The organism is Duganella paludis (assembly GCF_054461335.1).
Genome location: NZ_CM136922.1, coordinates 836,550 through 848,955, shown reverse-complemented (window position 1 = coordinate 848,955; position 12,406 = coordinate 836,550). Strand labels below are relative to the sequence as shown.

At 61.6% G+C, this 12,406-nt stretch carries 16 protein-coding genes; 9 read left to right on the top strand and 7 right to left on the bottom strand.

The window, feature by feature from the left end; genetic code table 11:
- Positions 1 to 10: 10 nt before the first annotated feature.
- A complete protein-coding gene (gene ribA / locus ACXZ1M_RS03810) occupies positions 11 to 664 on the bottom strand; it encodes a GTP cyclohydrolase II (protein ID WP_459051882.1) in 654 nt (217 codons plus the stop codon).
- A gap of 99 nt (positions 665 to 763) precedes the next feature.
- Positions 764 to 1,465 carry a pirin family protein gene (locus tag ACXZ1M_RS03805; RefSeq protein WP_459051881.1) on the bottom strand — a complete coding sequence of 234 codons (702 nt, stop codon included), beginning with the start codon at positions 1,463 to 1,465 and terminating at the stop codon, positions 764 to 766.
- A gap of 143 nt (positions 1,466 to 1,608) precedes the next feature.
- Between ACXZ1M_RS03805 and ACXZ1M_RS03800 the strand changes: the two genes are divergently transcribed.
- The 8 genes from ACXZ1M_RS03800 (at position 1,609) to ACXZ1M_RS03765 (ending at position 9,174) form a co-directional block, all read left to right on the top strand.
- On the top strand, positions 1,609 to 2,538 hold the full coding sequence (locus ACXZ1M_RS03800; protein WP_459051880.1) for a LysR substrate-binding domain-containing protein: 930 nt from the start codon (positions 1,609 to 1,611) through the stop codon (positions 2,536 to 2,538).
- A 60-nt stretch (positions 2,539 to 2,598) separates the two neighbouring features.
- Positions 2,599 to 3,594, top strand: a complete 996-nt coding sequence (locus ACXZ1M_RS03795) for an EAL and HDOD domain-containing protein (protein ID WP_459051879.1) — start codon at positions 2,599 to 2,601, stop codon at positions 3,592 to 3,594.
- Complete coding sequence (locus ACXZ1M_RS03790) at positions 3,587 to 5,743, top strand: putative bifunctional diguanylate cyclase/phosphodiesterase (protein ID WP_459051878.1); 2,157 nt, start codon at positions 3,587 to 3,589, stop codon at positions 5,741 to 5,743. The genes ACXZ1M_RS03795 and ACXZ1M_RS03790 overlap by 8 nt, the downstream gene beginning before the upstream one ends.
- Before the next feature lie 92 nt (positions 5,744 to 5,835).
- Positions 5,836 to 7,065 carry a hypothetical protein gene (locus ACXZ1M_RS03785; protein WP_459051877.1) on the top strand — a complete coding sequence of 410 codons (1,230 nt, stop codon included), beginning with the start codon at positions 5,836 to 5,838 and terminating at the stop codon, positions 7,063 to 7,065.
- Entirely contained in the window at positions 7,010 to 7,804 is a 795-nt protein-coding gene (locus ACXZ1M_RS03780) for a hypothetical protein (RefSeq protein WP_459051876.1), read from the top strand. Before ACXZ1M_RS03785 ends, ACXZ1M_RS03780 begins: the two co-directional genes overlap by 56 nt.
- Positions 7,805 to 7,827: 23 nt before the next feature.
- Positions 7,828 to 8,409, top strand: coding sequence for a BPSL1445 family SYLF domain-containing lipoprotein (locus tag ACXZ1M_RS03775; RefSeq protein ID WP_459051875.1), 582 nt, complete (start codon positions 7,828 to 7,830; stop codon positions 8,407 to 8,409).
- Positions 8,410 to 8,416: 7 nt separating this feature from the next.
- The gene (locus ACXZ1M_RS03770) at positions 8,417 to 8,782 is read left to right on the top strand and encodes a glutaredoxin (protein WP_459051874.1); all 366 of its coding nucleotides are present in this window, start codon (positions 8,417 to 8,419) and stop codon (positions 8,780 to 8,782) included.
- A gap of 2 nt (positions 8,783 to 8,784) precedes the next feature.
- On the top strand, positions 8,785 to 9,174 hold the full coding sequence (locus tag ACXZ1M_RS03765; protein WP_459051873.1) for a PPC domain-containing DNA-binding protein: 390 nt from the start codon (positions 8,785 to 8,787) through the stop codon (positions 9,172 to 9,174).
- On the opposite strand, the gene ACXZ1M_RS03760 is transcribed toward ACXZ1M_RS03765, so the two are convergent.
- From ACXZ1M_RS03760 to ACXZ1M_RS03740, 5 genes are all read right to left on the bottom strand, one after another.
- Positions 9,171 to 9,476, bottom strand: a complete 306-nt coding sequence (locus ACXZ1M_RS03760; RefSeq protein ID WP_459051872.1) for a protealysin inhibitor emfourin — start codon at positions 9,474 to 9,476, stop codon at positions 9,171 to 9,173. The genes ACXZ1M_RS03765 and ACXZ1M_RS03760 overlap by 4 nt on opposite strands.
- 34 nt (positions 9,477 to 9,510) lie before the next feature.
- Positions 9,511 to 10,536, bottom strand: coding sequence for a M4 family metallopeptidase (locus tag ACXZ1M_RS03755; protein WP_459051871.1), 1,026 nt, complete (start codon positions 10,534 to 10,536; stop codon positions 9,511 to 9,513).
- 62 nt (positions 10,537 to 10,598) lie between these two features.
- On the bottom strand, positions 10,599 to 10,823 hold the full coding sequence (locus tag ACXZ1M_RS03750) for a DUF3820 family protein (RefSeq protein ID WP_459051870.1): 225 nt from the start codon (positions 10,821 to 10,823) through the stop codon (positions 10,599 to 10,601).
- Between the two features lie 113 nt (positions 10,824 to 10,936).
- Complete coding sequence (locus ACXZ1M_RS03745; protein ID WP_459051869.1) at positions 10,937 to 11,299, bottom strand: hypothetical protein; 363 nt, start codon at positions 11,297 to 11,299, stop codon at positions 10,937 to 10,939.
- On the bottom strand, positions 11,296 to 11,730 hold the full coding sequence (locus ACXZ1M_RS03740; RefSeq protein WP_459051868.1) for a hypothetical protein: 435 nt from the start codon (positions 11,728 to 11,730) through the stop codon (positions 11,296 to 11,298). Before ACXZ1M_RS03740 ends, ACXZ1M_RS03745 begins: the two co-directional genes overlap by 4 nt.
- A 399-nt stretch (positions 11,731 to 12,129) precedes the next feature.
- On the opposite strand from ACXZ1M_RS03740, the gene ACXZ1M_RS03735 reads away from it, so the two are divergent.
- On the top strand, positions 12,130 to 12,387 hold the full coding sequence (locus tag ACXZ1M_RS03735) for a hypothetical protein (protein WP_459051867.1): 258 nt from the start codon (positions 12,130 to 12,132) through the stop codon (positions 12,385 to 12,387).
- Positions 12,388 to 12,406 lie beyond the last annotated feature (19 nt).

Here is a 12,406-nt window from a genome sequence, read left to right as displayed (position 1 = left end):
CGTTGCTACCTTACAGCGCGCCATCCTCCACCGGCGCCGGGGTCAGCGGCGTCATCATGTGGCCCAGTTTGGCGGCCTTGGTATCCAGGTAATACTGGTTGAAGGCATTGCGGTTGACCAGCAGCGGAACCCGCTCGGCCACCTCGACACCCAGTTTAGTCATGGCATCGATCTTACGCGGATTATTGGTCATCAGGCGTAAGCTTTTCACGCCGAACTGGGCCAGCATCGGTTTCACCAGCGCATAGTTGCGCTGATCGGGCTTGAAGCCCAGCTGTTCATTGGCCTGCACCGTGTCGGCGCCGGCTTCCTGCAGGCGGTAGGCGCGGATTTTGTTGATCAGGCCGATGCCACGGCCTTCCTGGCGCAGGTACAGCAGCACGCCCCGGCCTTCGTCGGCGATCTTCTTGAGCGCGCCTTCGAGCTGGGCGCCGCAGTCGCAACGTTGCGAGAACAGCACGTCGCCGGTCAGGCACTCCGAATGCACGCGCGCCAGCACCGGCGCGCCGTTGCCGATGTCGCCCAGCACCATGGCCAGGTGTTCCTTGCCCGTGGCTTGCTCGACGAAGGCGTGCAGGGTGAACTGGGCCCACGGGGTCGGCAGGGCGCAGGAGGTGACGTAGTTCACTTCGTCTTGGGATGGGATTTCTGCGCTCTGCGACATGGTTTTGCTCTTTATTCTGATCGTATTAGGTAAAAAAGGCGCGCCGGGCTGTCCAACAGACCCCGGCGCGCCCTTCATGATACCAAAACTGGCGGAACTTTATTTCGGCAGGTCAAATACCAGTAATTCCGCATCTTCCGCTTGCTCCAGCGTCACCAGTGCTTCGTCGGTGATTTTCAGCGCATCGCCGGCTTTCAGGTGCACGCCGTTGACGGTCACCGCGCCGCGAATCAGGTGCACATACGACATGCGGCCCGCTTTCAGCTCGTGGCTCAGGCGGTCGCCTTCAGCCATGATGGACGCATAGATCTCGGCGTTTTGATGGATCAGCACCGAACCGTTGCGGCCGTCACCGGAGGCGATCAGGGCCAGCTTGCCCTGTTTGCTTTCCGGCGTGAAGTTTTTCTCTTCGTAGCTCGGTGGAATGCCCAGCTGGTTGGGCTGGATCCAGATTTGCAGGAAGTGTACTTGCTGCGAGGGGTCGCCGTTGTACTCGCTGTGACGCACGCCGGTGCCGGCGCTCATGCGCTGGACGTCGCCGTAGTGCAGGACCGAACCGGTGCCCATGCTGTCTTTGTGTTCCAGCGCGCCGCTCAGCACGTAGGAGATAATCTCCATGTCGCGGTGACCGTGCGTGCCGAAGCCCTGGCCGCCCTGTACCTTGTCTTCATTGATGACCAGCAGCGGACCGAAGCCGACATGTTCCGGGTCATGGTAGTGACCGAACGAGAAGCTGTGTTTCGAATCCAGCCAGCCGTGGTTGGCTTTGCCGCGCGAATCAGAATGACGTACTTGCAACATGATGAGCTCCGTTTCTTTGTTGGTTAATGTGCGATAATTTTGAAAGGAATCTTTCGTATCGCTGCATCCATGAATCACATTGTAGACCTCGGATTCAGATTAAAAAAACGGAAAATTTACCCCTCTACTATCGAAAAATTCGAATGCTCAGACTTAGCCTGGAAGCCCTGCAAATCGTCGACGCCATCGACCGGCGCGGTTCATTCTCCGCCGCCGGCAAGGAATTGCACCGCGTGCCATCGACCATTTCGTACACGGTTAGCAAGCTGGAGGACGATCTCGGCGTCCAGGTGTTCGAGCGCAACGGCCCGCGCGTCGAGCTGACCGCCGCCGGCGCCGAGCTGCTCAAGGAGGGCCGCTACCTGCTGAAAGCGGCCCAGGACCTGGAGCACCGGGTGCGCCGCGTGGCCTCCGGCTGGGAGACCGAGCTGGCGGTGGCCATGGATTCGATGTTCTCGCCCTGCCTGTTCCACGCCGACGTGCCGGCCTTCTACGAGGTGGCCAAGCAGACCCGCCTGCGCATCGTCCAAGAAGCCCTGTCCGGCACCTGGGAAGCCCTGCTGGACCGCCGCGCCGACCTGCTGGTGGGCGCGGCCGGCGACGGCCCGGCGGGTGGCGGTTATGTGTCCGAGCCTATCGGCAAGATCAACTTCGTGTTCGCGGTGGCGCCGTCGCACCCGCTGGCGGCGGTGGAAGGGGTACTGGAGAGGACGCATTTGCAACACCACCGCGCCATCAGCGTGGCCGATTCCGCGCGCCAGATGGCGCCGCGCACGGTCGGTTTGTTGCTGGGCCAAGACACGCTGACCGTGCCCGACATGAAGACCAAGTACCAGTACCAGCTGGCCGGCATGGGCTTCGGCTTCCTGCCCGAACCGTGCGCGCGCGCCGCCATTGCTGCCGGTCTGCTGGTGGAGAAGCAGGTGGAGGAGCCCAAGCCGGCCGAGACCTTCTACCTGGCTTGGCGCAGCGGCGAAAACGGTGCCGCGCTGAATTGGTGGCTGGACCGCATGCGCCAGCCCGGCCTGTTCGCGCGTCTCATCACCCATCTGCCGCATCATAATATTGACTAAGGCCAATAGTTTCGGAGTACCATAGCAGGATAATTGTCAGTCTCCCGCTGGAGCATCTCCATGACCGCATTGAGTGCCACGCCTGTGTTGATACATCCTCTGGCCGACCGCAACGGCATCCCGGCGGCATTGCTGCTGGACGCCGCGCGCCTGCCCGCCGGCGTGCCCGAACTCCCGCTGAATCTACTTGAAGAATTGGCCGCCGGCGGCATGCCTTGCTATTACCGTCCGCACACCGGTCACGAACTCAGCCAGGAGCTCAACCAGGCCCTGGCGCAGGCCGGCTGGAAGGTGCTGGAGGAAGACAAGGTGCACCGCGCCGACCAGGTGCTGGACAAGGACCTGGCGCCCGCCGTGCAGTGGGTCGAAGGCGACTGGTTCCTGGTGCCGCCGGCCAAGGCGGTCGGCACCCAGGCCGCCTCGCGCGCGCTGGCGCTGCAACTGGTGCAACTGGTCTCGGCCGATGCCGACACCCATGAAATCGAAGCGTTGCTGCGGCAGGACCCGACGCTGTCGTACCACCTGCTGCGGCTGGTCAATTCACTGGGCATGGGCACCGGCCGCCGCGTCACCAGTTTCTCGCAGGCGATCCTGCTGCTGGGCCGCTCGCAGCTGCGGCGCTGGCTCAACCTGATGCTGTTTTCCTCGCGCGAGGGCGACCAGCGCTCGGCCATGCTGCTGTCGCGCGTGGCGGTGCGGGCGCGTTCGATGGAGCTGCTGTCCAAGGCCAGCGGCGAGGATAAGCCGCACCAGGAGCAGGCCTTCATGGTCGGCATGTTCTCGCTGCTGGGCGTGCTGTTCGGCATGCCGCTGGACGAGGTGCTGAAACCGCTGACCGTCAGCGAATCGGTGCAGCAGGCCTTGCTGTCGCACGAGGGCGAGATGGGACAGCTGTTGTGCGTGGTCGAATCGGCCGAGCGCGACGACGATGCCGCGCTTTCCGGCTGCCTGGAGGCGTTGCAGATCGATCCACTTGCCTACAACCGGATCGCCGTCGACGCGCTATTATGGATGCAGGGTGTGGCGGCCGGCAAGACAGGTAGCCCCCATGCGTGACGCGATCGAGCGTTGTCTCTCCCTGAGCCGCCAAGCCCGGAGTGAACAAGGCGAGGCGCTGGAACAGACATTGGCCGTACTCGATGCGGCGCTCACCGAATTGCAAGCCTCGCTGCGGCCGGCCGACATGCTAGGGACGGACGCTTCGCTGGAGCTGGACCTGACCGGCTACGTGACCGCCTGGAGCGACGGCGCGGAACACATGTTCGGCTACACGGCGGCCGAGGTCCAGGGCCAGCATGTGCTGTTCCTGTACGCCGAGGACGACGACGACGGCAATATCGCCGAGCTGTTCTTCGAGCATGATCCGGGCGCAACGGCGGCCCGCACCGAGGTGCGGCGGCGCAAGAAGAACGGCGAGATCATCTGGGTCCACCTCGACATCGCGCTGCGCTACGAGGAAGGCGAGCCGTGCGGCATGCGGGTGCGGCTGTCGCAGGCCAACCAGACGCTGTCGGACCTGGACAAGATCAACCTGCACGCGCGCATCATCGAAGACAGCGAGCAGGGCGTGCTGATCACCGACGCCCATGAACGCATCGTCTCCATCAATTCCTCCTTCACGCGGATCACCGGCTACACGCCGGCCGAGTCGATCGGCAAGACGCCCGACCTGCTGCGCTCGGGCGTGCACGATGCCGACTTCCGCGCCAAGGTGCGCTCGGCCATGCAGGGCGGCGGGCCGTGGCGCGGCGAGATCGTCGGCAAGCGCAAGAACGGCGAGATGTTCCCGCAATCGGTGACCATCAGCGCGGTGCGCGACCAGAACGGCAAGATCAGCCACACCTTCTCGCTGTTCTCCGACATCAGCGTGCACAAGGACGCCGAGGCGCGCATGCAGCGCATGGCCAACTACGATCCGCTGACCGGCCTGCCCAACCTGTGCCTGCTGTCACAGCTGGTGGGACAGGCGCTGACCGAAACCAAGCGTTCCGGCGAGCAGGGCGCGGTGATGGTGATCGAGATCACCCGCATCGGCGCCATCAGCGACACGCTGGGGCACGAGATCGGCAACGAGCTGCTGTGCGAAATCGGCCGCATCTTCCGTGGTTCGCTGCGCGAGGGCGACGTGCTGGCGCGGCTCGACGGCCACCGTTTCGCCATCGCGTTGCTGCACGTGGAAAAGCGCGAACACGCGGGCATCGTCGCCAAGAAGCTGCTGGCGGCGCTGTCGTCGCCGATCGCGGTCGCCTCGCACAGTCTGCAGGTGGGCGCGCACATCGGCATCACCTCGTACAACGAGGATGGCATCGACGTGCCGACCCTGATCCGCTGCGCCGACGTGGCCGTGGCCAAGGCGGCGCAAAGCATCGAATCGAACTTCCTGTTCTACAGCGAGGAGATGAACCAGCGCGCCAAGGAGCACCTGCGCATCGAGAGCGAGCTGCGCCAGGCGCTGGTGAACCAGGAGCTGCAGCTGTACTACCAGCCCAAGGTGAGCCTGCGCAGCGGCCGCATCGTCGGCGCCGAGGCGCTGCTGCGCTGGCGCCATCCGATGCGCGGGCTGGTGTCGCCGGGCGTATTCATTCCGGTGGCCGAGGAGACGGGGCTGATACTCGACCTCGGCACCTGGGTGCTGGAGGAAGCCTGCCGCCAGGTGCGCGAATGGCGCGACAGCAATCTGATCATGCCGCCGATCGCGGTCAACCTGTCGGCGCGGCAGTTCGACAGCGAACTGCCCAAGCGCATCGCGGCGGTTCTGGAGAAGCACCGCGTGCAGCCGGACCAGATCAACCTGGAGATCACGGAAAGCCTGCTGGTGCGCGGCACCGACAAGGTGATCTCGATCATGAACGAGCTGGTGGCCATGGGCATGGCGCTGGCGCTGGACGACTTCGGCACCGGCTACTCCAGTCTGGCCTACCTGAAGAAATTCCCGATCAGCACCCTGAAGATCGACCGTTCCTTCGTGATCGGCCTGCCGTATGAAGAAAACGATTGCGCCATCGCGCGCGCCATCGTCACCATGGCGCAGCAACTGCGCCAGGAAATCGTCGCCGAGGGCGTGGAGACGGCCGAGCAGATGGCCTTCCTGCGCGAGCTCGGTTGCGACCAGCTGCAAGGCTATTTGTTCAGCCAGCCCGTGCCGGCGGCGGAATTCGCCACCATGCTGCGCGAGGGCAAGCGCCTGGCCTTCGTTAACCGCTGACCGGACCGACTCCCCATACGAGTGAAGACTCGGGGAAAGTGCAGTGCTACTGTTGGCGAGCCGTATTACGCGGCACTGACCAGGAGACCAACATGCACTTTCGTATTCTTGCCGCCTGCGTGGCGGCCGTTTGCGCCGCAGCGGCGCCGGCCCATGCCGCACCGGCGATGCAGTCCGCCGCCAAGCTCACCTTTGGCGACGCTCACACCCTGTTCGTGGCCGACTGGAAAGGCGCACGCATTTATGCGCTGCCGGTGGCGGCGCCGGCCAAGGCGGCCGGCAAGCCCTTCAACCTGATGGATGTTCAGGCGCCGATCGCCAAGGCGCTGGGCGTGGCGCCGTCGGCCCTGCGCTTCGAAGACCTGGCGGTGCAGCCGGACAGCGAGCTGGCCTTCGTGGCCTTGACGGTGCGCGGCGCCAAAGGCAAGTCGACGCCGGCCATCGTCAGCATCGACGCGGCGGGCAAGGTGACGCGGCTGGACCTGGCCAAGGCGACCTCGGCCGCCGCTTCGGCCGCCATCGCCGACGCGCCGTCCGCCGATGTGAATTTCTGGCGCGACCTGCCGGCGCAAACCCTGACCGTGACCGACATGCGCTTCCACCAGAACAAGCTGTACGTGGCCGGCCTGTCCAACCGCAGCTTCGCCTCGACCTTGCGGGTGTACGACTACCCGTTCAGCGGCAAGGCGCAAGCCACCACTGTGGAGATGTACCACCCGGTGCACAACCAGGTGGAAACGCGCGCGCCGATCCGCAGCATGGCGGTGATGACCATCGCCGGCGAGCCGTCGCTGCTGGCGGCCTATACCTGCACGCCGCTGGTGGTGATCCCGCTCAAGGACTTGAAGGACGGCGCGCACATCGTCGCCAAGACCGTGGGCGAGATGGGCTGGGGCAGTGCGCCGAACGGCCTGGTCACCTACAAGCAGGGCGAGGCCGAGGTGGCCTTGCTGGTCAACTCCAGCCGCTCGGCGGACCTGCTGTCCGAGGCCGACCTCAACGCCGCCGCCGCCGCGCCCGGCCTGAACACGCCGATCGAATGGCCGGCCAAGCCTTACCTGGGCGTGAAGGGATTGATGACGCCGATGTCGGCCGCGCTGCGCGTCGACAACCTGAACCCGCAACTGCTGCTGGCCCTGCGGCGCGAAGACGCTACCGGGCAGATGCAGCTGGTGTCGATACTCAAGGGCGCCCACCTGCGCCTGAGCGATTTCGTGAACGAGTACGACTTCCCCGACTACCGCTATCCGGAAGGAGACAAATTCCGTGACTTCCATAAATATGCCCGTGGGCTGGAAGGCTATCCTGAGCAGGCGAAGTAGTCTGGCGCTGGCGATGGCCCTGCTGCCGGCCACGCCGGCTGCGTTCGCCGCCACGCTGGTCACGCCGTCCGGCCCGGCGGTGCCGGAAAACCTGCTGCGCATCGTGCTGCATCTGGACGCGCCGCTCGCCGCGCCGCTGGACATGCATCACGTGCGGCTGCTGGACGGCGACGGCACGCCGATTCCCGACGCCTTCCTCGACCTGCCGCTGGCCGGCCGCGACGAAAAAACCGTGACGCTGCTGCTGCATCCCGGCCGCATCAAGACCGGCGTCGGCCCCAACGTGGTGCTCGGCCCGGCTTTGCGCGCCGGACGCACCGTGCTGCTGCGCATCGACGATCCGCAACTGGGCCAGGCGGTGGAAAAGCGCTGGCAAGTGCAGCCGGCCTTGCGGCAACGCATAGCGCCGGCACAGTGGACTTTGCATACTGTCCAACGCGGCAGCCGCACGCCGCTCCGCATCGCCTTCCCCCAAATCCTGGACAGTGACGCCGCCGCAATGCTGGCGCTGCAAGGCCCGGACGGCCGCCGGCTGGCCGGCACGGCACGGCTGGCGGCGGACGACAGCGCTTGGATTTTCACCCCGGCTCAGCGCTGGCGGCCGGGAAGGTATATGCTGCGTGTGCATCCCCGGCTGGAAGACCCGCAAGGCAATCGTCTGTGTTCAGCGTTCGAGCAAACGGATCAGAGCGCTCAACAGTGCGACGAGGAGGGTCGGCGTGAGTTTATGATCGATTAACCCTACTTTTTCTGGAGACTGTCATGCTGAAACGTACTTTCCTGATGCGCGCAACCGCCGCAGTAGCCTTTGCGGGCCTGGCCCTGAGCGCCTGCACCACCACCACCGGCGAAGCCAAGCCGAGCGCGGCGGCGGTGAAGACCGAAATCGAGCAGGGCGCCTACACCACGCTGGAGCGTCTGTACAAGGAAGTCAAAGGCTCGCGCGAACTGGTGCAGAAGGCCAACGGTGTGCTGGTGTTCCCGAATGTGGTTGCGGCCGGACTGGTTGTCGGTGGAGAATACGGCAAGGGCGTGCTGCGCACCGGCGGCCAGGTGGCGGATTATTACAGCGTGGCGTCGCTGTCGGTCGGTTTCCAGGCCGGCGCGCAGTCCAAGGCCGTGGTGCTGCTGTTCATGAGCCGCGAGGCGCTGGATAAATTCCGCAACGGCAAAGGCTGGACGGCCGGTGTGGACGGCTCGGTGGCGCTGATCAAAGTCGGCGCCAACGGCGAGATCGACACCAACACCGCCAACAATCCGGTGCAGGCTTTCGTGCTCACCAACGCCGGCTTGATGGCGAACCTGAATCTCGAAGGCACCAAAATTAGCAAACTCAACTTATAAGGCAACAATGACACGTACCATCCTGGACCAAGCCCGTATCCATCCTGCCGCCCTGGCGCAGATCAGCGGCTATCACCGCGAACTGATCGCCGAGCTGGAGGCCGCCATTGCCGCCAACAAGGTGGTGGTGGTCGGCATGGGCTTGAATCCATTCCCGGCCAAGGCGCGCAAGATCCTGGACGGGCAGGGCGTGGCTCACAAATATCTCAGCTACGGCAACTACTTCTCCAGCTGGCGTCCGCGTCTGGCGCTCAAGCTGTGGAGCGGCTGGGCCACTTTCCCGATGATCTTCATCAACGGCACTTTGATCGGCGGCGCCACCGATCTGCAAAAGCTGATCGCCAGCGGCGAGTTCAAGCGCCTGTTGGGCTGAGCATGCTGCCGCTGCCCTTGCGTTTGCATCCCGGCGACGACCTGAAGGCGTCGGTGCTGGCGGCCTTGCGGAACAGCGGCCACAGCGCCGGATTCGTGTTGCAGGGCATCGGCAGTCTGGAGGTGGCGGTGTTGCGCTATGCGGGCGCCGAACAGCTGACCGAGCTGCGTGGCGACCTGGAGATCCTGACCCTGGCCGGATCGATCTCGTCCGACGGCGCGCACCTGCACATGTCGGTGTCCGACGCCAACGGCAAGGTGTTGGGCGGGCACGTGGGCGCCGGCTGCATCGTGCGCACCACGGCGGAGTTGCTGCTGGCGCTGCTGCCCGACCAGCGCTTTACGCGCGAGCACGACCTGCGCACCGGCTATGCGGAACTGAAGATAAGCTAGTCCGGCGCCACTTCGTCGTTGAGCTTTTCGGTCAGTTGCTTGAGCGGCGCTGGCGCCTCGTCCAGATGGTAGCGGACGCAGTGCGCCTGGCCGCCGTCATCCACTTCCAGATCGTATTGAAAGTCCCAGGACTTGGGCGCTTCCTTCACCAGCTTGGGATGGAGCGCAAAGAAGTCGCTGGCGCGCAGCAGTTGCTCCAGCTCGCTGGCCTGGGCCGACGGCAGTTGCGCCAGGTCGACCGTGCGCGTCTGCGCCCCGGCCGGTCCGGCGAAGCCGCCGGTACATTTTAAAATCAAACGCATGATGCTTCCTTCGCTATGCTCTTACCATGTCACGTCACGTCACGCCGACGACTTTCCAGGCCGCCTGCACGGCGTGCTGTTCGGCTGAATCGGCGCCGTACAGCAAGGCCGCCGCGTCCGTGGTGGCCTTGGCCATGTCGGCAAAGGTGGCGTTCGGGGTCAGTTGCGGCAGCGCCTTGTACCAGATCGGCGCGGCCTTGTCCCACGAGTTGCCCTTGAGCGCGATGGCGGCGGCATAGAACGCGTGGTTGGGGATGCCGGAATTGGTGTGGACGTCGCCGTCCTCCACGTATCCTGCCATGGTTTTCGGTTGGTCGTCGCCCGACCAGGTGAGCGCCTTATTGCCGGGATCGGCCATCGAGCGCAAGGCCTTGCCGACTTCGGCCGTCATCAGGCCGGCGCCGATCAGCCAGTCGGCCTGCTCGACGTTCTGCTTGAGCTTCCACTGCTTGACCACGCTGCCGAACACGTCCGAGATCGACTCGTTCAGCGCGCCGCTCTGGTCCTCGTACACCAGGCCGCCCGGCACCGCATACTGCGTGACGCCGTGGGTCAGCTCGTGGGCGATGACGTCGATGGCGCTGGTAAAGCCGAGGAACAGCTTGCCGTCGCCGTCGCCGTAGACCATCTGCTGGCCGTTCCAGAAGGCGTTGTTGAAGCGGGTCTGGTAGTGGACGGTGGAATCGAGCCGCAAGCCCTTGCCGTCGATGGAATTGCGCTTCAACACTTCGCGGAAGAAATCGTAGGTGGCGCCGGAGCCCTCGAAGGCTTCGTTGACCGCCTTGTCGGTGGACGGCTTGCCCTCCTCGCTGCGCACCAGCTTGCCGGGCAACTGGGTTTTGTTCTGGGCGTCGTAGATGGTGCGGCGCTTTTCGCCGGTGGCAGCGACCAGGCCCATCATCACGGGCGCGACCGAACGCTGCCCGCGCAAGTGGGCCGACATCTCGGCCTGGTCGAGCAGGCAATCCCGTTCGCAGTCATCGGCGGTGGCCTGCGCCAGCTTGCGCAGCATCTTGGACGGAATGATGAAGCAGGTGCAGCCATGCGGGTGCTCGGCCATGACGTTCTCCTAGACAAACAATGCAATAACGTATTTATACACGTATTTGCATTGCCGGGATGTCACTGTTGCCGATGTGCCCGGCGGATCGGATCGAGCAGGGCGCGCAGGTCGTTGTGATCGAGTTCGTACATGAGCGCGATCAGGCCGCCCAATTCGCCGGAAGGAAAGCCTTCGCGCGCGAACCAGCCCAGATAATGCCCGGGCAAATCGGCGATCTTGCGGCCCTTGTACTTGCCATATGGCATCTCGCGGGTGACGAGGAGGGCGAGTTTTTCAGAGTTCATAAAGTTGTAGAAAGATAGCTCCGATTGCACTTTGGTAATATCGATCCTAACGATGTTTATATTTGATAGTGGGAGTCGTATATCGCACTGACCGCTATCTCCTGCTAGTGTAACTAGAATGGAACATCATCCTTAATTATTTCATCAAGCATAGCATCCACACCATATAATTTTTCTTTTACAAGGTTATATAAATCTTGAAATGAACTAAAAGCCTCTTTGGTGCCTATGTCCGTAACTTTGTACACAACCATTCCTTTAAAACCATACCAATCTGAATCATCAAAGCCAGCTAACTCCCGAATCGAAATATTAACGGAGTAAAAATATATAATTATTCCGGAATCCGAATCACGAATAGACCATTTGAATTTATTGTTGTAGAGGAAGAAGTATTCATCATCATTTTCTACGACGTCAGTGATCTTTTCTGGATTGGAAATCATTGCATTAACAGCCTGTACAATTTTACTCATTGCCCATCTCCAAAAAAATTCTCAAAATTATCAACATTTAGATTTTTCAAGATCTCACGTAGTTCACTAACCATTGCGCGCTTCCTAGGTTCAGTTATGCCTCTACTTGATTTTAGCATTTTTTCTAATTTTTCAGCCACATCAGGCATGGCCGTCAGTAGTCTGGGGTTTCCACAAATTTGACCATGCAGCTCGTGAAAAATATTGACGATTTCCTTATTTCCATCTGGATCTCCCGCATGATATTCGTTCAATCTTTCCAGTTTTTCTCTCAATTCTCCTAGCGTGGTTTGGAATGAGAAATTTAATAAGAGCCGTAGGGCGGCTGCTATTGCCGGACCTTTTTTTATAAATAGATAAAGAAAAATTGACGAAGTAATGAGTGTAAAAATATTTGCAAGTAGAGATATTACTTCACTAAATTCTTTCATATAATTTATCAGTCTTTATTATTGAATGAAACGTGCAGATTAGTGATGCTCCAGATTTAATTTTTTTTGCACTGGAAGAAAGTTAATTTTCGAGAAAATATACTAAATATTGGTGCGCGAGGCGTTAATTTTGACTCTCTGCAAGGTGGATGTAACTCTGTGCACCACCGTACTTCCTCAAAGACGGTATCTCAGTATCAAGAAATGTGCACTAGAGATTGTGGGCTGATCTGATGGATTTGGCAACAGCCCGCATGATATGTGTAATCTTCGATCTGATTTGGTCAAAATTCGGTGAGAGTTCCATAGTATTTTGCTCAGAAATCGCGATAGAATGCCTGATGATAACTTTGTTTCTGGAAAATAGTCCGCAGGCGCAACGCTAACGATGGAGCTAACATGGAACAGCAACAGAGCTTGAGGAATGTCCAGAAGAGCGTCTACGGCGATTTTATCGACTTCGACGTGCAGGTGGTGGACTCCTGGCGCCAATGTCGCATTTCCGGCAGCGCGCTGGCGATGCTGGGCGGCGCCAGCCGGGTATCGGGCCTGAAAGCGTTCGCGCTGCACCAGGCGCGCATCAAGGAAATCGCCGCCGACCTGTCGGCGGCCAAGCTGGACGGCGGCCGCCTGGCCATCATTTCATCGGATATCTGATGTCGTGACGGCCAGCAGG

Bases quoted from the DNA above. Each gene is read 5' to 3' on its own strand.
- ribA (WP_459051882.1), bottom strand. From the start codon at position 664: ATGTCGCAGAGCGCAGAAATCCCATCCCAAGACGAAGTGAACTACGTC.
- ACXZ1M_RS03805 (WP_459051881.1), bottom strand. From the start codon at position 1,465: ATGTTGCAAGTACGTCATTCTGATTCGCGCGGCAAAGCCAACCACGGC.
- ACXZ1M_RS03800 (WP_459051880.1), top strand. From the start codon at position 1,609: ATGCTCAGACTTAGCCTGGAAGCCCTGCAAATCGTCGACGCCATCGAC.
- ACXZ1M_RS03795 (WP_459051879.1), top strand. From the start codon at position 2,599: ATGACCGCATTGAGTGCCACGCCTGTGTTGATACATCCTCTGGCCGAC.
- ACXZ1M_RS03790 (WP_459051878.1), top strand. From the start codon at position 3,587: ATGCGTGACGCGATCGAGCGTTGTCTCTCCCTGAGCCGCCAAGCCCGG.
- ACXZ1M_RS03785 (WP_459051877.1), top strand. From the start codon at position 5,836: ATGCACTTTCGTATTCTTGCCGCCTGCGTGGCGGCCGTTTGCGCCGCA.
- ACXZ1M_RS03775 (WP_459051875.1), top strand. From the start codon at position 7,828: ATGCTGAAACGTACTTTCCTGATGCGCGCAACCGCCGCAGTAGCCTTT.
- ACXZ1M_RS03770 (WP_459051874.1), top strand. From the start codon at position 8,417: ATGACACGTACCATCCTGGACCAAGCCCGTATCCATCCTGCCGCCCTG.
- ACXZ1M_RS03765 (WP_459051873.1), top strand. From the start codon at position 8,785: ATGCTGCCGCTGCCCTTGCGTTTGCATCCCGGCGACGACCTGAAGGCG.
- ACXZ1M_RS03760 (WP_459051872.1), bottom strand. From the start codon at position 9,476: ATGCGTTTGATTTTAAAATGTACCGGCGGCTTCGCCGGACCGGCCGGG.
- ACXZ1M_RS03755 (WP_459051871.1), bottom strand. From the start codon at position 10,536: ATGGCCGAGCACCCGCATGGCTGCACCTGCTTCATCATTCCGTCCAAG.
- ACXZ1M_RS03750 (WP_459051870.1), bottom strand. From the start codon at position 10,823: ATGAACTCTGAAAAACTCGCCCTCCTCGTCACCCGCGAGATGCCATAT.
- ACXZ1M_RS03745 (WP_459051869.1), bottom strand. From the start codon at position 11,299: ATGAGTAAAATTGTACAGGCTGTTAATGCAATGATTTCCAATCCAGAA.
- ACXZ1M_RS03740 (WP_459051868.1), bottom strand. From the start codon at position 11,730: ATGAAAGAATTTAGTGAAGTAATATCTCTACTTGCAAATATTTTTACA.
- ACXZ1M_RS03735 (WP_459051867.1), top strand. From the start codon at position 12,130: ATGGAACAGCAACAGAGCTTGAGGAATGTCCAGAAGAGCGTCTACGGC.